This window comes from Paenibacillus sp. TSA_86.1 (assembly GCF_052691815.1).
In genome coordinates this window covers 1,266,181-1,285,346 of the sequence record NZ_JBQZGE010000001.1, presented here as the reverse complement: position 1 = coordinate 1,285,346, position 19,166 = coordinate 1,266,181, and the positions used below count along the sequence as shown (strand labels likewise).

Annotated in this window: 20 protein-coding genes; all 20 read right to left on the bottom strand. The window is 44.9% G+C overall.

Going from position 1 to position 19,166, the window contains the following annotated elements; all coding sequences use genetic code 11:
- Nucleotides 1–10 precede the first annotated feature (10 nt).
- Complete coding sequence (locus ACUTVW_RS05875; RefSeq protein ID WP_445644881.1) at nt 11–2,086, bottom strand: chemotaxis protein CheW; 2,076 nt, start codon at nt 2,084–2,086, stop codon at nt 11–13.
- A gap of 32 nt (nt 2,087–2,118) precedes the next feature.
- Complete coding sequence (cheB, locus tag ACUTVW_RS05870) at nt 2,119–3,567, bottom strand: chemotaxis-specific protein-glutamate methyltransferase CheB (protein WP_445644880.1); 1,449 nt, start codon at nt 3,565–3,567, stop codon at nt 2,119–2,121.
- A 31-nt stretch (nt 3,568–3,598) separates the two neighbouring features.
- On the bottom strand, nt 3,599–4,486 hold the full coding sequence (locus ACUTVW_RS05865) for a MinD/ParA family protein (protein ID WP_445644879.1): 888 nt from the start codon (nt 4,484–4,486) through the stop codon (nt 3,599–3,601).
- The gene (gene flhF, locus ACUTVW_RS05860; protein ID WP_445644878.1) at nt 4,483–5,841 is read right to left on the bottom strand and encodes a flagellar biosynthesis protein FlhF; all 1,359 of its coding nucleotides are present in this window, start codon (nt 5,839–5,841) and stop codon (nt 4,483–4,485) included. The genes ACUTVW_RS05865 and flhF overlap by 4 nt, the downstream gene beginning before the upstream one ends.
- Nucleotides 5,838–7,871 (bottom strand): flagellar biosynthesis protein FlhA, encoded by a 2,034-nt coding sequence (gene flhA / locus ACUTVW_RS05855; RefSeq protein WP_445644877.1) that lies wholly within the window; start codon nt 7,869–7,871, stop codon nt 5,838–5,840. Before flhA ends, flhF begins: the two co-directional genes overlap by 4 nt.
- A 24-nt stretch (nt 7,872–7,895) precedes the next feature.
- Nucleotides 7,896–8,978, bottom strand: a complete 1,083-nt coding sequence (gene flhB, locus ACUTVW_RS05850) for a flagellar biosynthesis protein FlhB (RefSeq protein ID WP_445644876.1) — start codon at nt 8,976–8,978, stop codon at nt 7,896–7,898.
- A 23-nt stretch (nt 8,979–9,001) separates the two neighbouring features.
- Entirely contained in the window at nt 9,002–9,790 is a 789-nt protein-coding gene (fliR, locus tag ACUTVW_RS05845; protein WP_445644875.1) for a flagellar biosynthetic protein FliR, read from the bottom strand.
- 10 nt (nt 9,791–9,800) lie between these two features.
- Nucleotides 9,801–10,070: a flagellar biosynthesis protein FliQ gene (gene fliQ, locus ACUTVW_RS05840; protein ID WP_090923860.1), complete on the bottom strand. Its 270-nt coding sequence runs from the start codon at nt 10,068–10,070 to the stop codon at nt 9,801–9,803.
- Between the two features lie 25 nt (nt 10,071–10,095).
- Nucleotides 10,096–10,851: a flagellar type III secretion system pore protein FliP gene (fliP, locus tag ACUTVW_RS05835; protein WP_434751679.1), complete on the bottom strand. Its 756-nt coding sequence runs from the start codon at nt 10,849–10,851 to the stop codon at nt 10,096–10,098.
- Nucleotides 10,848–11,384 (bottom strand): flagellar biosynthetic protein FliO, encoded by a 537-nt coding sequence (locus ACUTVW_RS05830; RefSeq protein WP_445644992.1) that lies wholly within the window; start codon nt 11,382–11,384, stop codon nt 10,848–10,850. Before ACUTVW_RS05830 ends, fliP begins: the two co-directional genes overlap by 4 nt.
- 11 nt (nt 11,385–11,395) lie before the next feature.
- Nucleotides 11,396–11,761, bottom strand: coding sequence for a response regulator (locus ACUTVW_RS05825; RefSeq protein WP_090923862.1), 366 nt, complete (start codon nt 11,759–11,761; stop codon nt 11,396–11,398).
- A 28-nt stretch (nt 11,762–11,789) separates the two neighbouring features.
- Nucleotides 11,790–13,091, bottom strand: a complete 1,302-nt coding sequence (gene fliY / locus ACUTVW_RS05820; RefSeq protein ID WP_445644874.1) for a flagellar motor switch phosphatase FliY — start codon at nt 13,089–13,091, stop codon at nt 11,790–11,792.
- The gene (gene fliM / locus ACUTVW_RS05815; protein WP_445644873.1) at nt 13,081–14,079 is read right to left on the bottom strand and encodes a flagellar motor switch protein FliM; all 999 of its coding nucleotides are present in this window, start codon (nt 14,077–14,079) and stop codon (nt 13,081–13,083) included. The genes fliY and fliM overlap by 11 nt, the downstream gene beginning before the upstream one ends.
- A 39-nt stretch (nt 14,080–14,118) precedes the next feature.
- Nucleotides 14,119–14,574: a flagellar basal body-associated FliL family protein gene (locus ACUTVW_RS05810; protein ID WP_445644872.1), complete on the bottom strand. Its 456-nt coding sequence runs from the start codon at nt 14,572–14,574 to the stop codon at nt 14,119–14,121.
- On the bottom strand, nt 14,574–14,795 hold the full coding sequence (locus ACUTVW_RS05805; protein WP_434751683.1) for a flagellar FlbD family protein: 222 nt from the start codon (nt 14,793–14,795) through the stop codon (nt 14,574–14,576). The genes ACUTVW_RS05810 and ACUTVW_RS05805 overlap by 1 nt, the downstream gene beginning before the upstream one ends.
- A 66-nt stretch (nt 14,796–14,861) precedes the next feature.
- Nucleotides 14,862–15,680 carry a flagellar basal body rod protein FlgG gene (gene flgG, locus ACUTVW_RS05800; RefSeq protein WP_445644871.1) on the bottom strand — a complete coding sequence of 273 codons (819 nt, stop codon included), beginning with the start codon at nt 15,678–15,680 and terminating at the stop codon, nt 14,862–14,864.
- A gap of 81 nt (nt 15,681–15,761) precedes the next feature.
- The gene (locus ACUTVW_RS05795; protein WP_445644991.1) at nt 15,762–16,091 is read right to left on the bottom strand and encodes a TIGR02530 family flagellar biosynthesis protein; all 330 of its coding nucleotides are present in this window, start codon (nt 16,089–16,091) and stop codon (nt 15,762–15,764) included.
- Between the two features lie 50 nt (nt 16,092–16,141).
- Entirely contained in the window at nt 16,142–16,699 is a 558-nt protein-coding gene (locus ACUTVW_RS05790) for a flagellar hook capping FlgD N-terminal domain-containing protein (RefSeq protein ID WP_445644870.1), read from the bottom strand.
- A 19-nt stretch (nt 16,700–16,718) separates the two neighbouring features.
- The gene (locus ACUTVW_RS05785) at nt 16,719–18,167 is read right to left on the bottom strand and encodes a flagellar hook-length control protein FliK (RefSeq protein WP_445644869.1); all 1,449 of its coding nucleotides are present in this window, start codon (nt 18,165–18,167) and stop codon (nt 16,719–16,721) included.
- Between the two features lie 37 nt (nt 18,168–18,204).
- Nucleotides 18,205–19,143 (bottom strand): MotE family protein, encoded by a 939-nt coding sequence (locus ACUTVW_RS05780; protein ID WP_445644868.1) that lies wholly within the window; start codon nt 19,141–19,143, stop codon nt 18,205–18,207.
- Between the last annotated feature and the right edge of the window lie 23 nt (nt 19,144–19,166).

Below are 19,166 nucleotides of genomic sequence, written 5' to 3'. Positions count from 1 at the left end.
ATCTTCATACTTATTTAATAAACGCATTTGGATCAAGAATCAGAGCTACTTGTCCATCTCCAAGTATCGTTGCACCAGAGATTCCTTCAATAGCAGGAAGATACGTTCCCATCGATTTAAGAACGATCTCACTTTGGCCAATGAATTCTTCAACAGCGACAGCTGCCAGGCGGTCTCCTTTTCGAATAACAACGATCTCGGTTTCTTTCTCATCCGCATCGTTGAAGTCCGGCACTCCGAAAACTTCGCTTAATGACAGGTACGGTATCAAAGACTCCCGGAACGTAATCATTTTATTACCATGGATATTACGTACTTGTTCACGCTGTACGATGGCCGTCTCAACGATCGAAGACAACGGAACAGCATACTTCTCTGAACCAAGCCGCACAAGCATCGCTGCAATGATGGACAAGGTCAACGGAAGCTGTACAGAGAAGTTCGTGCCTTTGCCTGGCGTGGAAGTAATGGTTACATTACCGCCAAGCGAAGTAATTTTTGATTTTACTACATCCAGACCTACACCGCGGCCAGAAATATCCGAGATTTTATCAGCTGTACTGAATCCAGGAGCGAACAACAATTGATTAACTTCATCATCCGTCATTTTTGCACCCTGTTCTTCTGTTACAACGCCACGTTTGATCGCAGTTTGCAGGAGCTTGTCACGATAAATCCCTTTACCATCGTCCTCAATCTCAATAAACACATGATTACCGCTATGGAAAGCCCGCAGATTAACAGTACCCATCTCCGGTTTACCAGCCGCAACACGCTCCGAAATAGATTCTACGCCATGGTCTACCGCGTTACGCAGCAAATGCACGAGCGGATCGCCGATTTCGTCAATAACCGTTCTGTCCAGTTCCGTTTCAGCACCAGTAATGACGAGATCAATCTTCTTATCCAATGTTTTGGCCAGGTCACGAATCATACGCGGGAAGCGATTAAAAACGGTATCTACAGGTACCATCCGCAATTTCAGTACGATGTTCTGCAAGTCCGTACTCACACGACTCAAGTGCGCTACCGTATCAGACAGATCATTGTTACCTGTCTCACTTGCCAATTGTTCAAGGCGTGAACGGTCAATCAATAATTCGCTGAATAAGTTCATCAGTACATCGAGACGCTCAATGTCAACACGGATGGTGCGTGAAGGTGCAGCCGCCTGTTTCGGCGCTGTCGCTTTCGCGGAAGCTGCTTTCACTTCTTCTAGAGGAGCAGCAGAGTCTGGAGCTGGTACATCTTTAACAGCAACAGTCTCTGGTTTAGCTTCTACCGCAACTGCAGCGGCTGCCTGATTGGTCATCTGCTGCAACGTTTCTTGATCCAATTGAATCAACTTGGCACTCTCAATCTCCGAGATGCTCATAATGCCCTTTTCCAGTTCTTGCGCCTCTTTGGTCGTTATGTAATACAACGAGAAACTGCGCTCAAACTTTTCTTGCTCGATATCCTGAACAGAAGGATAGGCTTTAACAACCTCACCCGAACGCTCAAGCATGTCAAACACCATATATGCTCGAACACCTTTTAACTGGCTATGCTCACTTACAAGGACTTCAACGTAGAATACACGGTGACCCTCGGCTATAGACTGATCAAGTACTGAATATTGGAATTCGTCCAGTTCTACAGCATTGGTGATCGAAGAATCGCTTTTCTTGTCTGCTTGTACAGCAGGAGCACTGCCTCCTGTCCATTCGCCACTTTCAATAGCCTGGAGCGAAGCAACAATAGAGGTGACATCCGCTTTACCTTCACCGCCTCCGGTAATATCCTGAACCATAGTCTCCAAAGCATCTAAACTTTTGAACATAGTATCAAAGATGTAATCCTGCATTTTCAGTTTCTCATTACGCACCATATCCAGTACATTTTCCATTTTGTGTGTCAGTGAAGCCAGATCTTCGAAGCCCATTGTTGCCGCCATACCTTTGAGAGTATGAGCTGAACGGAAGATGACCTGCACTATGCCCAGATCTTCCGGATTCGCTTCAAGTTGTAGCATGTTTTCGTTAAGGGATTGCAGATGATCATTAGACTCATCAATAAACATGGATAAATATTGGTTCATGTCCATTGTGAGGCACCTCCTCCATAAGTTACACTCCGTTATTTCACTGCTTGAACAAGTCTTGGCGCAATCTCCTGCAGGGGCAGAAGATGACGCACGCATTGCAGCTCTACAGCTGAACGCGGCATACCATAGACAACACACGTTTCTTCATTTTCGGCAAAAGTTGAAGTGACTCCGGTCTCGTATAATTTTTTCATCATACGCGCCCCGTCACTTCCCATGCCTGTCAGAAGTACAAGGTGTCGTTGTAAAGATGTAAACGGCAGAAGTGACTCAAACATTGTATCCACCGAAGGTCTATGACCATTCACTTGCTGATCCTCACTCAGCTTCAAGATGAATCTTCCGTCCGCTGCCTTGTGAACTCTCAAATGGAAACCACCTGGGGCAATATAAGCCGTTCCTTTTTTTAGCATCATTCCGTCTTCTGCCTCAACTACATGTAGCGGACTGAATGTATTCAACCGTTGAGCCAGCGAACGGGTGAAATTAGGTGGCATGTGCTGCACAATAATTACTGGTGCCGGTAAATCTGCAGGTAGCTGTTCCAGTAAGGTCTTGAGAGCTCTTGGTCCACCAGTTGAAGAACCGATCGCAACAATTTTGTTGAAAGATCCTTCCATTCCCCCCGAAGCTTTATGAGCCGTGTTAAGCTTGATCGACTCTTTAGCGGGAACAGGCACAGAACTGGCTGCTGGCTGCTTTGTCGTGAGCCGAGGCGCATCTGGCGGTCTGACCTCTTTGCGAGCTTGCAGTGGACTTACAGGTGGTTTGCCCGCTTTATCCGTATTTGTCATGCGAACTGGTTGATCAGGCCTAGCAATGATTTCCTTTTTAGAGGTCGTACGATCCGGTTTCGGCTGAATCGGCGGGATACTTGGTTGCTTTTTAGCCTGCACCACTTCAGCACGTTTTTCGAATGAACGCTCACTTTTCGGGAGTACCGGCGGAACCGCTTTACGGGAAGATTCAACCTTGCCCTTCGTCGGCTCCTCCTTCTTCACTAATTGCTCTGGAGGGACAACGGTATTGCGCGCAGCCTCCATTTTTTTGATCGACTCTTTACGTTCAGCTTTTCGCTTCACTTCTTGCATGGCTGCACGCATTCGTTCAACCAGTGCTTTGCCAACCTGAGCAATATCCTGATCATGCACGACAGAGGGCTTACGAATAAAGTCAAATGCACCAGCTTCGAGCGCCATAATCGTCTCTTTCATGCCTTGTTCATTAATACCAGAGAGCATAATCACAGGAATGAAAGAATCTTCCATTATTGATTTTAGCGCATCTAGTCCATTCATCTCCGGCATTTCAACATCCATCGTGATAATATCAGGTTTCAGTTCTAACGTTTTTTGGATGGCTTCTTTGCCGTTTGACGCTGTTGCCGTAACTTTAAACTCTGAGTCCGCTTCAATTAAATCCGTCACAATTTTGCGCATAAAAGCGGAATCATCGACAACCAATACTTGATAGACCGCCATATTGTGTCACCCCTGTTCCTTTATTCAGAAATCATGTTGTTCGTTTAAGCCACTTTTTCATAAATCCCCTGATTCCTGACAAGGTTCCGGATTCCGGGGCTGCAGGTGCAGCCAGATATCGAAGAGCAAGTTTCTGTATATCTTTAGAAGCTTTGCAGTGGGGATAGGCCAAGCGATAGGGCGTCTGTTTCTTCACCGCTGTAACGACCTGAGCATCCTCTGAGATATACCCCAAAAGCGGGATGTCTGTTTGCAAAAACCTTCTTGCCACTCCAGCGATTTTATCCGCTACACGCTCCGCCTCCCTTTCGTCTTCAGCCCGGTTTACAATCATTCGAAAAGGAGTTGCGTGCTCCTGGCCATGCATTACTTTGACTAAGGCATAAGCATCCGTTATTGAAGTCGGTTCAGGTGTAGTTACTATCAGGCATTCATCAGCAGCACTGATGAATCTCATATTTTCCTTGGAGAGGCCAGCCCCGGTATCGAAAATGACGTAATCCATCTCTTGCGCAATGTCTTCCACCTGACTGGCGAAAAACTCCAGATCACGATCCGACAAGGAGAATAATTCTTTCATTCCCGACCCACCTGCTATATATGGCAGGCCATCAGCACCCAGTTGTATGATTTCCCTTATAGTTTTATGTCGGTATAAAAGATGATACAGATTATAGGAAGAAGAAGTTCCCATTAAAACATCGATATTTGCCATGCCGATATCTGCATCAAATACCAGTACCTTTTTTCCCATGGAGTGCAGTGTCAGTGCAAAGTTTAGTGTAAAGTTGGACTTGCCTACCCCGCCTTTACCACTAGCTACCGTAATAATTTTGGAGGAACGGTTACTTCCTTTGCTTTCATCGCTCTCCAGTGGCGCAGAGACCAAACTTCGGAGTGATGCTGCCTGATCCTTCATTGTGTCCCGTCTCCCAATAACGCATGGGACAACCATTCCGCATCAGGCTTCAGCAGATCATCAGGCACATTCTGACCATTTGCTACATAAGCAAGTTTCATCGGGAAACGATGAAGCAGATTAAACAGTGGACCGCAGGTTCCTGTTTCATCCATCTTGGTAAAGATCACTTTATCCAATCCGTATTTACTGAAATGTTCGGTAATCTGAACCATATCCTTGCTTTTCGCAGTCATACTCATGACCAGAAAGGTTTCACTATTCTCTACGGGAGCAAGCAAACTTTGCAGTTCAGAGACAAGCAATTCATTTCTATAGTTTCTGCCTGCCGTATCCATAAAGATCAGATCACAGTGTTCTAATCTGGAAATGGCACGCTGTGTATCCCCAGGAGATTGCACAACCTCTAGTGGCACATTCAGAATCGATGCATATGTTCTAAGCTGTTCAACCGCAGAGATCCGGTACGTATCCGAGGTAATGAAACCCACTTTACGCTGATTTTTAAACATCTGTTCAGCAGCCAACTTGGCAATCGTCGTTGTTTTGCCAACTCCCGTTGGTCCAGCTACGTACACAATCCGAGTGTTCGGCAGAATTCCCTCTTGAATGCGGTCTTTCAGGAAATCCGCAACCTCAGAACTCAGTGCCTTTTCGATATCCGATTCGTGCAATTCACCCTCGACTAACCCCCGCTGAATGGGTTCAAACCAAGATTCCCATACTTCTGGCCAAATTTCTTGTTCCATCAGTCGCTCCTGGCACTTCATTAATTCATCAGGAAGCGCATTAGCGGTTGTACCTTGTTTAGCAAGCTTGGTCATCATCTGCTTCAAATCCTGTAACTCATTAAAAAGCTTATCCTGATGCTGGTCTAAACCAGGATCATTGACACTAGATGTTGAACCCGAAAAATCCGCCCCTTGCGGTCGCGGTTTATGCTCACTGCTCAGTGAATCTGAGCCGTAATTCATCTTTGCATCTATATCACTTGAATTGGATACAGATGGAACAACCGCCGTTTTCTCATGCCCTTTTTGGTCAGCTGCAGCTCCCCCTTCTTCAGAACCAGCCGCAAAAGAACGAGCGGTTTGAGCATAAGCTTCCGGTACAAACGCACGGGGCACAGGCGTAAATGGATTTTGTGTCTTCTTTACAGAAGGCCCCTTCGTCTGATTGGATTGTTCTTTATCTACTGCTGCAACCACTTCGATCCGTTTCTTGCGGAACATCCCGAGCACTCCGCCCACCTTGATTTCTTTGGTGGACAGAATGACGGCGTCGCTTCCCAGGTCTTTGCGAATTTGAAGCATAGCTTCGGGCATGGTCTCAACAACGTATTGTTTTACTCTCATAAGTTCACCACCCCGATACTTTGAATTTCAACATTCGGCTCCAACTCGCTATAGGAAAGCACCGGAATATCCTGCATCGTTCGTTCAATAACCTGACGCAGATACATTCGAATGGTTGGAGAAGTTAACACGATGGGCTGTTGGCCCGATTGAATTAAACGATTAACTTGTTCACTCAGTTTTTGATACACACTTTGAGTAGAGACTGGATCCAGTGCCAGGTAGCTGCCCTGTTCTGACTGTTGTACACTTTCAGCAATTTTCTTCTCAAGTCCTGGTCCAACGGTAATCACTTGAAGGGTTTCGCCTTTTTGTGAGAATTGTTGCGTAATCTGGCGTGATAATGATTGTCTGACATACTCGGTCAACACATCAGGATCCTTCGTATATGTTCCGTAATCTGCAAGTGTCTCAAAGATCGTTACCATATCACGAATCGAGACCTTTTCACGCAGCAACTTGGCAAGTACCTTTTGTATATCACCAATCGAAAGGACGGAAGGAATGAGCTCATCCACAAGTGCGCCATAATTCTCTCTAAGATTATCCACAAGTGCCTTCGTCTCTTGTCTTCCAAGCAGTTCGTGGGCATGTTTCTTGATGAGTTCTGTCAGATGAGTGGCAACGACAGAAGGCGGATCGACAACAGTATATCCAGCGAGTTCTGCTCGATCTTTAGTTACTTCATCAATCCAAAGTGCAGGCAGTCCAAAAGCTGGCTCTATTGTTTCTATTCCTGTTACAGACTCTTCGTCGTATCCAGGACTCATCGCAAGATAATGATTCAAGAGCAGTTCCCCACCCCCAACCAGATTCCCCTTAATTTTGATCACATACTCATTAGGTCTTAGCTGAATGTTGTCTCGAATTCGGATGACAGGAACCACCAAGCCCAGTTCAAGAGCACATTGTCTGCGGATCATAATGATTCGATCCAACAAGTCTCCACCTTGTTGATTATCAGCAAGTGGGATCAGCCCGTAACCAAACTCGAATTCGATCGGATCCACCTGAAGCAAATTAATAACACTTTCAGGACTTCTGACTTCTTCAATCTGCTGTTCTTCTTCCATTTGTTCTTCTGCTTCCTGTTTCAAATTCAGATTATTCTGCATTCGCCAGGCAGCATAAGCAAGAACGCCTGCCAACGGGAGCGTTGTGATCACATGAATTGGAGTAAAGAATCCCAGCATCGCGATAACAAAAGCTACGATATAAATCAGTATCGGATATGTAAACAACTGGCCAGTAATGTCATCTGCCAAGTTCCCTTCCGATGAGGCTCTGGTCACGATCAGCCCCGCTGCTGTCGAAATGAGAAGTGCAGGAATCTGACTAACCAATCCGTCCCCTATCGTCAAAACCGAGTATGTGGAGAGTGATGTTGAAAAATCGTAACCATGTACTGTCATACCGATGATAAAGCCACCGATCAGGTTAATCAGGAGAATGATAATACTTGCAATGGCATCCCCTTTTACGAATTTGCTGGCACCATCCATCGCCCCATAAAAGTCAGCTTCACGTTCAATTTTGGAACGACGCTCACGAGCCTGCTGTTCGTTGATTAATCCTGCATTCAGATCCGCATCGATACTCATTTGTTTACCTGGCATAGCATCAAGGGTGAACCTCGCTGCTACTTCAGCTACACGCTCAGATCCTTTGGTAATAACGATAAACTGTACTACCACCAGGATCAAAAACACGACAAATCCAATGGCTATCTGACCGCCAGCTATCCAGCTACCAAAAGTAGCAACAACGGCTCCCGCATCACCTTTACCAAGGATCAGCTTCGTGGTTGAGATGTTTAGTGCCAAACGGAACAATGTAGTAATGAGCAGCAAAGCCGGAAATATGGAAAACTGCAACGCTTCTTTGCTGTTCATGGCAACAAGCAAGATCATCAAAGCAATAGAGATGTTGACAACAAGCAGCATATCGAGCAGCCAGACCGGGATCGGGAGAATCATCATTAACACAATGCCGATAATCCCCGCAAGGATAGCTAAATCTTTTGTTTTCAATGAATGTATGGCCTCCGATCCCTGTTATTTCGTTCTGCCCTTAAGTTTATATACATAAGCCAGCACTTCGGCTACAGCTTGGAACAAATCGGCTGGTATAGCGTCACCAATCTCAGCTCTCTGGAACAATGCCCGTGCCAGTGGTTTGTTTTCCATTGTTATCACACCGTGTTCTTTGGCAATTTCTTTAATGCGCAGAGCCACATAATCCTGCCCTTTAGCAATAATTTGCGGAGCTTCCATCTCAGACCCTTCATACTTCAATGCTACAGCAAAGTGTGTCGGGTTTGTGATGATTACATCCGCATTCGGTACTTCCTGCATCATACGCTGCATAGCCATACGACGCTGACGCTCCCGAATTTTGCCCTTGATTAACGGATCGCCTTCCATTTTCTTATACTCATCCTTGATATCTTGCTTGGACATGCGAAGTTTTTTTTCGTTGTCATACTTTTTGTAGATGTAATCAAATATAGCCAAAACCATTAATGCTGCGGAAATCTTAACACCGAGGTTCAAAGTTATTGAAGCAGCAAAGTGCAAAATTGCATCAAGTGAGAAATGGGAAAGTGCTGCAATGTCTGCCTTGTAACTGATAATGGTGCTGTATACCATATAACCAATAATTGTCATTTTAAAGACTGTCTTGGCGAATTCTACCAATGAATTCAGCGAGAATATGTTTTTGAAGCCCTTAATCGGATCCAGCTTCTCAAGCTTCGGCTTCAATCCCTCACCTACGAGGAGAAATCCAACCTGCATATAGTTCACAAGTAAGGCTACAAGATAAGCAACAATCAAAACAGGTGCAAGCAATAACATAACTTCTATTCCGTATCGCATCATCAGAGCCATCACATTCTCACTATTCACTTCCATGCTCAGCCTGTTCATGAAAATATCCGTGAACAATCGAACGATACGCACCTTGTAGAAATCACTAAAAATCATAAGGATTAAAAACGTAAACAAAAGAATGGAAGCTCCAGAAATTTCTGCGCTCTTGACAACCTGTCCCTTTTTACGGGCATCATTTCTCTTCTTGGGAGTGGCTTTTTCCGTTTTCTCTCCGGAAAATAACTGGAGGTCGAGTTGAAGTTTCATGTGAGTCTTACCCTCCATCTCCCTCATCCTGGCCTTTGCCCAATCGTCCCAAGCAATTTCTCCATGGATTTAAATATCGCTTCAAATAATTGACTAAATATAAATCCAAAGCTGGGAACGAGCAAAAGCAAAATGGCCAAGCCAACAAGAAGTTTAAGTGGCATTCCGACAGCAAAAACATTAAATTGTGGAGCCGTTTTGGCCAGAAACCCCAAGCCTACATCTGTCAAAAATAATGCTACTACAATAGGAGCTGCCATTTGAAAGGCTAACATAAATGATTGCCCCAACGTTTGCACCAAAAATTCTGCTATACTCCCATCTGCCAGTCTCATATAAAATTGATTTGATAATGGAATCCAGCGGTAACTATAAACCACTCCATCCAGCAAATAATGATGACCATTCATTGTCAAAAAGAGCAGCATGGCAAAAGCGTATTTCAAGTTACCTGTAAGTGGTGCAGATGCACCAGTCATGGGGTCGTAAACATTAGCCATAGCAAAACCGATCTGAAGATCGATAAATGTACCCGCGGTCTGGACTGCAGTCATAAGAAGGTAGGCTGTAAATCCTAAAAGCAGGCCAACAAAGATTTCTCTGATAACCAACAGGATGTAACTTAAGTCAGTCGGAACCGTTTGATGGATGCCAAAGGTCATGTAAACCGTCAACGTAACAAAAGCAGATATTCCCACCTTAAATGAAGTAGGTACATTTCGAGCCGAAAAAACCGGTGCTGTTACAAAAAATGAGGCTATTCGACAAAACATAAGCAGAGCAACAGGGAAACTTTGCAGCAATGTCTCCATTGGCTAAAGCCTACCCTACGTATCTGTACAGATTATCGAGTATGTTAAACGTGAAATCCATTAATATATTCAAGATCCAGGGCCCAAACATAAGTACTGCGAGCAGTACTGCAACAATTTTGGGTACAAAGGCGAGCGTTTGCTCCTGAATTTGAGTCGTTGCTTGAAAAATACTAATAGCAAGTCCTACAACCAGAGCTAGTATAAGCATAGGAGCACTGGCCAGCAATGACGTGTATACCGCTTTTCCGGCCAGACCGATAATAAACTCCGAAGTCATGACCGTCCTCCTTTAACATTCCGGTTCAAGTATTGAAACTCAGCAACAGTGACTTGACTACCAGATACCACCCGTCCACCAGAACAAAGAGCAGTATTTTAAAAGGTAATGAGATCATGACCGGGGGAAGCATCATCATACCCATAGCCATGAGTGTACTCGCCACAACGATGTCGATTACCAGGAACGGGATAAATATCATGAATCCCATCTGGAAGGCTGTCTTAAGCTCACTGATTGCATACGCAGGTACCATTACAGTGATTGGAATATCCTGATACGACTTAGGCTGATCCGCCTGAGTGTATTTCATAAACAACAAGATATCCTTCTCACGCGTGTGAGTAAACATAAATTTCTTAATCGGATCTGCTGCCTTTTCAAGAGCCTCTGTTTGTGTCAAATCTCCCTTGAGATAGGGTTGCAATGCAACCTGATTAATGGAAGACAACGTTGGGGACATAATGAAAAGTGTTAAAAAAAGTGCCAGACCAACCAATACCTGATTCGGAGGCATTTGCTGGGTTCCGAGTGAGGTTCGGACAAATCCAAGCACAATAACAATCCTCGTAAAACTGGTCATCAATACCAGCAATGCCGGTGCTATGCTCAGCACCGTAATTAATAGAATAATAGATAATGAACTAGTACTCGGCGTGCTACCGTCACCGTTCCCAATCTGAATATCAATGTTAGGAATCGGCTCGGCAAAAGCCACCGTAACGGATGCCAGGCTGATAAGTCCTATGAAACAACACGCTAACCAAATCTTTTTCTTCATGAATCCCTCGACCGATCTGTAGTATTGTCTTGATCCAGGATCTTCTCCATCTTTTCTTTACGGTTTGGCCTCTGCCGAAGTTTGGATTCAAACATCTCATGAAAAGAAGTGGTGTCCTCAATTTCTATATCCCGAGGCGGTTCTTCTTTACGAAGACGTTTAGCAAGCTTGGCAATGATCGGTGAGAGACTCCCTTGCTGTGAAGTAGCATCCCGTTCAAAGGAATCTACAATTTTCTGCGCTTCTTCCAGATCCGAAACTTTATCCAGCAGCTGTATGTTCTCGCCAACACCAATCAAATAAACGTTTCCGCCGATCTCCAGAATTTGCAGTGACTTATTTTGTCCTAGTCCGACTCCGCCCAAAATGCGAATGGTTCCGCTTCGAAACCATTGCTGATTCCGTTTGTTCAAGAATCGGATCAGGTAGACAATAAGAACCAGAATGACGGCCAGGACAACAATCACCCATACTAGCTGTAGATAATAATTGATTCCCGCGCCAGCTGGTTCTGGAGTACCACCCTGAGCCATCAACATGTTTCTTAAGCTCCCAGTGTTTTGCTAATCGCTTCGATAACCCGATCAGATTGGAAAGGTTTAACGATGAAATCTTTGGCACCAGCTTGAATGGCGTCAATAACCATCGCCTGTTGTCCCATCGCAGAACACATAATTACTTTTGCATTTGCATCGATTTTTTTAATCTCTTTCAATGCAGCAATACCATCCATCTCAGGCATTGTGATATCCATTGTGATCAGATCCGGACGAAGTTCTTTAAACTTCTCAACTGCTTGCGCACCGTCTGGTGCTTCTCCTACGACTTCGTACCCATTTTTGGACAAAATGTCCCGGATCATCATTCTCATAAATGCAGCGTCGTCTACGACTAAAATTCGGTTTGCCATGTTGGTTCAAATCCTCCCTAGATTGTGCTTATTGTAATTTCTGAATACGGTCCCATTGGCTTAGAATATCTATAACACGAACACCGAAGTTTTCGTCAATGACGACAACTTCTCCCTTGGCGATCAGTTTGTTATTGACCAAAATATCGACAGGTTCACCAGCTAACTTATCCAGTTCGACAATCGAACCTTGTGATAATTCCAATATATCTTTAATTTGCTTTTGGGTCCTTCCTAATTCTACGGTGACTTTAAGGGGAATGTCCATCAATAAATTCAAATTGTTCTCGTCTACATTAGCAAAAGCCCCATTTTGCAAATTAGCGAATTGAACAGGCTGTACATTCACATTCCTATTTGGTGCACCACCATAGTGTTGAGGCTCACCGTAAGCTGGCTGTGGTGGCATGTTGTATGGCTGCTGCGGTGGCATGCCGTATGGTTGCTGTGGTGGCATACCTTGAGGCATCCCCATCGGTGCTTGACCATATCCACTATAGTCCTGAACAGGCTGCTGTGGAACATGTGGAGGCATCTGTTGCTGAGCCGGCGGCTGTTCCATAACCGGTGGCGGCGTTGGTGGTGCAACTGGTGCCGGAGCAGGCTCGGGTGTTGAAGCTACAGGAGCACTGGATGTCGACTCTTGAGCACCTCCAATTAACATATCCACCATGTTTTTCGCAAAATGTACAGGAAGCAACTGCATCAGATTCGAATCAATCAGATCCCCCACTAACAGACGGAACGAAACTTGAATAAGTGTTTCATCTGGTGGTAGATTGGTCACACCCTCGCCGCTCTCCAAGTTGAGAATATCAATCCCTGGAGGAGAAATATTAACAAACCGGTTGAAGATGGTCGACATAGATGTGGCAGAAGACCCCATCATTTGGTTCATCGCTTCCTGTACCGCACTAATGTGAATTTCGTTCAGTTCTTCGTCGGCCGGATTTCCTTCACCGCCTAGCATTAAATCAGCGATAATTTGTGCATCTCTCTTTTTGATAACCAGTGAGTTAATACCCTCGAATCCATCCACATAATTTACATGAACAGCAACATGGGGTTTCGGGAAAGCCTCTTCAAACTGTGTTCGACTGATGATCGATACTTTAGGTGTTGTAATATCTACTTTAAGGCCCAATAGCGTGGACAATGCTGTCGCAGCACTGCCAAATGTGATGTTACCAATCTCCCCCAAGGCATCCTGTTCCAGCTCCGTCAGAAAATCATCAACCGTTTTCTCAGCGGGTTCAGAACTCGAGATGGATTCCGATTGCCGGAGCAAAGCGTCGATCTCTTCCTGGGATAAATAATCCTTACTCGTCAAATTCTTCAACTCCTTCGGTGACAACTTGATCTATTTGCACAGCCACACGGTCCTTAATCGTTCCCGGACTGCCGATATACTTCAGCCTGTCACCAACTTTAATGGAAAGCCCTTCTTCCACCGGTTTATTCAGCGTGATGACATCGCCAACCGATAATCCTAAAAACTCGGCTATCGAAATTCTGGATTCACCAAGTTCGGCTACAACAGGTAATTTGGCTTTGTTCACACGTGACCTCAGCGCTTCGTATTCTTCCGGAGCTCTCGTTTTCTTCTCCGAAACAAACCACTGATGTGTTGATAACCGGGACATAATAGGCTCAAGAACGACATGCGGTATACACAAATTGATCATGCCTGTGGTATCGCCGATTTTGGTACTTAGCGAGATCAAGGCAATGGTCTCATTGGGAGATACAATCTGCATAAACTGAGGATTCGTCTCCAACGCTTCCATTCGAGGCGAGATATCCAGTACCGTCTTCCAGGCTTCCTGCAAACTTTCGAAAGCTCGGCTGAATATCCGTTCCATAATTGTCGTTTCAATTTCCGTCATGCTTGCAATTTTGGTAGGAGCACTGCCAGTACCTCCAAGCAGGCGATCCAACATCGCATATCCCACGTTCGGGTGAACCTCCATGACCATTCGCCCCTGTAATGGCTCTGCTTCGAAAATGTTCAAAATCGTCATCTTGGGAATAGAACGGATAAACTCGTCATAAGGCAACTGTTCTACCTGCACAACATTGATCTGAACGAAAGTCCGCAGCTGGGCCGAAAAATAAGTGGTGAGAAAACGAGCAAAGTTTTCGTGAATACGGGTCAGGCTTCGAATGTGGTCCTTGGAGAAACGAACTGCCCGCTTAAAATCATAAGACCTGATTTTCTTCTGAGTTTCTTCCTTTTTCAATTCCTCGGCGTCCATTTCGCCTGAAGAAAGGGCTGCTAATAGGGCGTCAATCTCGTTTTGTGATAATACATCCACCATGTTCTCACCCCCTTACAGGTCTACAGCTTGTTCTATTCACTATATTGGTGCTATAACAATGTCTGAAACGCTAGTGCTTTTCAATTTCGGCTCAGGCAGTGCCTCATTGATTAGCCTTGTCAGTCGCTCATTGAATTGTTTCATCCCTTTAGCCGAACTTAGTTCCTCAGCCTTGGTGTCTGCAAGCGCCTGAATGACAATTGGTTTTACTGTAATATTCTTGATTTTCTCAAAATCTTCTTTAGCTTTTTTATCCGATAACTCGAAAGAGAAGCTAACAATAATAATACGGTCTGCACCAGCCAAATTAGTCTTAATCTGTGCCAGCTCGGACGAAACCTCTACAATTTCATCCGCAGTCAGCTTTTTTTCTTCAGCAGCTGCCGCTGTATGTGTATTGTCGTTCTTGCCTGGCCCAATCATTACAATAACTACGACCACAATAAGTGTGATTGCAAGTAACGCCGTTGCAATCCAGGGCATCATTTTTTTCATCAGGACTCCTCCGTTTGCTGCACTTTAATCGTGGCTGCCTGAACTCCAATTTCACGATTGTATTCTTTGATCTTGGAAATCACCACATCGGCCTTCTCAAGAACGATTAGCCTTTTTCCCGTTACCAGAGTGATATACGTGTCCGGCGTCTCTTCCACGATCTCGACCATCAGCGCATTCAACCACATGGGAGAACCATTTAATCGCGTAACTGAAATCATGCTAAGCCCCCTCAATCAGAGTGGAGGAGCAAGCTCCCCCACCATTTCAAAATTACTAATCAGTTATTAACGTTTCAGGTTAATGACCTCTTGAAGCACATCGTCTGATGTTGTAATAATCTTGGAGTTCGCCTGGAATCCACGTTGTGCAACAATCATTTCCGTAAACTCATTGGTCAAATCCACATTTGACATTTCGAGTTGACCGGCAACGATAGACCCCGTACCGTCCGCTGCGCTGTTGGCAGTCACTGGATCAAGCGTTCCACCAGGGTTTGCGTTGGCCGTCATACGGTACAAGTTGCCACCGATTTTCTCCAAACCTGACGGGTTTACTACCTTACCAATACCTAGCTGTGATCCTGTCTGGATTGTTCCATCAGCCATCGTCTGGTTAATCATTCCATCCTGACCAATCGTAAATGAAACGACATCATCTTCTAGCGTAATATTTGCTCCACCATTGTCGAGAACAAATAATCCGTCAGAAGTTACCAGATTACGATCCGCATCAACCGTAAAGTTGCCTGCACGTGTCAGATATGGAGTCGCTTGGTCATCACTCAGACGAACGAGGAAAAATCCATCACCGTTAATCCGAAGATCGGTAGGTCTATTCGTAGTCATTGGACTTCCCGCCAAGTGCATGGTGTCAATGGAACCCACCGACACACCTAGACCAATCTGTTGTGCGTTGACACCACCGGTTGGTGTAGCTGTTGGAGCTGTTACACCTGAAGTCGTTTGACTCATAATGTCTTTGAACATCACTCGGCTTCCCTTAAATCCAACGGTATTGACGTTCGCAATATTATTACCAATGACATCGAGTTTGGTTTGAAAACCCCTCATACCGGAAACGCCTGAGTACATCGATTTCAACATTTTTAAAAATCCTCCCAGCCTTAATTTGGTTGCCGCGTCAGTCAGTCAGCGGCATTCCGGCTCCCGAGAAGGGCCAGCCGGTTAAGAAATAATTACAGCACTATCAATCTGAGTAAAGACATTATCTTTCATACTCGCACTATCCATTGCCGTAACGACAGTTCGGTTCTTGACATTAACGATGAAAGCCATATCTTGCATCAGGATTAGAGACTCTTTGGCCCCCTTGGCCGCAGCTTTATCCAGTGCAGACCCAATTTGTTTCATCTGCTCCGTTTTCAATTCAATTCCACGCTGTTCTAATCGTTTCGCTGCATGGTTACTGAGTTTTAGCAGATTATCCCCCAGTACTTGTGCAAAAGGTTTAACCGGTGCACCAGATGTTTCTCCTGTTTGGGGTTTGCGAAGCATGTTCGGAGTAACCGGCCCTGTGTACATTTGTCCAACTATTATACGGTCACTCATATGCTTTGCTCACGTTCTTCGGAATCACTCTTCTCGGCATCAACATCAGATGACTCACTATCATTAGAATCTGTAACACGACTCTGAACATTCTCTACAGGAGTCTTGCTCTCTTCCGTTTGTTTTGCACGATTTACCTGAATGATCTCGTCCAGCTTGATTTCGTCGTTGCCCACCTTCGCGTACTGAACCCCGTCCCGCACAATAATGGAATCTACTATACCTTGACGAGATGTGCCACTATCCGTTTTATCAGAAGAAAGCCAACTGATCTCCATGCCAATCATGCCAGATACAGCCCCGAGTGACTGATTCAACGTTTTGAGCTGTGTTGAGATATTTACCAGCTGCTCCACCGAGGTAAATTGAGCCATTTGAGCGATAAATTCTTTGTCTTCCATCGGCTGCAGCGGATCCTGATTCTGTAACTGTGTAATCAAAATTTTGAGAAATTGATCTTTACCCAGCTCTTTTGTCGCAGTACTTGTTGTTGCTCTATTCGCAGCTGAGTAGTTGGGCCACGTGTTATTCGTAGAAAAAATTTCGTTCGCCATGTATTCACCTCATTCCTGTTTAAGCTTCTGCACTAAATGAATCGCGCTTAATGTCGTTGCCCTCCACTTGCTCACTCCGCCAGTTACGCAACTCCTCCTGCAGTCCAGCTGCTGTTACAGCTTCATCGGTCTGCTCCCCACGTTCACGGGAACGCCGTTGCTCCTGAGACTGGTTTCCCTGTTGCCGACCACCATCCTGATACATTTCGGATCCAAGCGAACTGTTCTGAGTTACTTCGAGCCGCTCCACTTGAATGCCTTGTGACTGTAATGAGGAACGAAGCTGCATCATCTGTTGTTCAAGCATATCTTTCGCCATAACATGTTCTGTCATAAACTTGGCAACCAATTGTCCGTTTTGTAACGTAATCTGCACATCCAATCTTCCCAAATGCTCAGGTCGGAGTGAGATTGTCGCTTCGGAAAAACCTTTTTGATTCACAATATCCAGTTTGCTCACCATGAATTGTGTCATTTCCTTAGCAAAATGCGATGCCTGCATCACTGGCTCAGCCGGCTTCCCCATCGCTGTACCCGAGCTTCGTAAAGACAACTCTCCAGCAGTGACAATCGTGTGATGCTGAATCAATGCATCTTCATTTGAAACAGATTTTGAATCAATGGTTGTAGCTTTTGATTCCAACTGCGTTGCTGCTATTCCATTGGTTTCAGATACATTTGCTGCTGTTTTAGATACTGTAGCCGAAGCTACATTAGCCGCTTGATTAGTTGAACCCTTTATCATGGAGAGCGTCTCCAGTGCCGATTTGAGTTCTGACCAACCCTTTTTGCTATCCGTCTCGATTCCAGCTTGTTTCAACTGATTTTGCAAATCCTGAAGAAGTTGTTGGAATTCGGGAGCATGTTTTACTACAGCACTATCCGTTTTAAGAACTTTTTCTGCCAGTTGTGTTAACACGTCCTGTAATACAAAACGCATTGCAGCCGGATGCTGAGATAATTCAATAGCAGATCCAGATTTCGCGTCAAGCTCCTGATTACCAGTGATTGAATCTAAAGAAGTTTGCTCATTGCTGTCATGTTTATTTAATAAAGCGTTCAATTGCTGGATCAATGTTTGAAGGCCTGCAAGCAAGGCTGGATCACTGTCCAAAGCTTCATCTAAACGATCCAAATCACCAAATAATTTCTCAAGCTTTCCACTTAAATCCGAAGAATCCGTATCAGCAAATAATGAACTTAACGTGTCCGTGATCGACGTGTTCTTGCCTTCATTCTCTGAAGCAAACGTAAACATTAGCGAATTAGCGGACTTTGTTGTTGCTACACCATTTGTTGCTTCAGTACCTTGACTGTTTCCCCCGCCTCCAGTCAATGACTGTGCCAAGGTCTGCAGGAACCCACCGCCAGTTTCAGTAACCGAACCTTTCGACTGGGCTGTAGATGACTGAGTTGCACCAGATGTTTTGGAAGAAGCTGTGGTATTCATTTGATATATAAGTGACATTTTTTCACCTCCCCTCCATGCGTTAAGATCAAAACAGTTACTTATTGCCCATCAGCCGATTCAACACCTTGGCCGTCTCAACTGAATCTTCTTTTGACATGTTCTCAAGCAGTTGCGATCGAGTTGCATCGTTGACAGAATTAAGTATAGTCAGTGTTTTGTCCGGGCTTATTTTATACGTTTCCAGCAACAGTTTGGCGCCGCTGGAAGCAGACATGGAGGCAAAGGTCTGACTCAACTGATTTTTATCCAAATTCTTGCTGTTGGTTGTCGTTGTCGTAGTTGCCGCTGCTGTTTCCTTTTTCAAACGCGATTGCAGTGCATCCAAGGCAAGATCGCCTGAAGGTTTGGCATCTTTCATCAGCATGGTTACATCCGCTGCAGTCTTCGGATCCATCTTCTCCAGCACCTTCGTCCGGGCAGTGGACTGCATTGCGTTTAACATGAGAACCATTTCTTCCTTCGTCATATTTTGCAAAATCGGCGCCGCCTTGCTTGGACTCATATCCGCGTACATTTTGGCTAATCCTTTGATTTGTTTTTGATAATCACTTTCTGCTTCAGGTTCTGTAGTTGCAGCTGTTTCAGCAGCCTTTTTGGCGTCATCGAGTTTCTTTTGCAAATCAGCCGTTTTCTGCGTCTCCGCAGTAGCAGCTTCTTTAGCCGCTTTTGCTTCTGCTTCTTTTGCAGTGACTTGGGATTTCAGTTTTTCAATCGTCGCTTCGGCGCTTTCAACCTGTTTTTCGCTCTTCTCCAGCTTTTCTTTCTCAGGGTCTAGCACTGGATCAGGCACCCAATTTTTGACTATAGGAATTTTTTTGGCAAGTTCAAGCGCGCTATTCCGAATATCTACATTAAATAGGGTAAGCAGCACACCTAACAGCACAACTGTAAATACAATCGGGATCGAGATCATGAGAAACTTTTCCCATCCACTCCCGGATTCTTTTTCGATATCAGTGTCTTTAACAGCCACCGTTCATTCCTCCTTCACGAGAC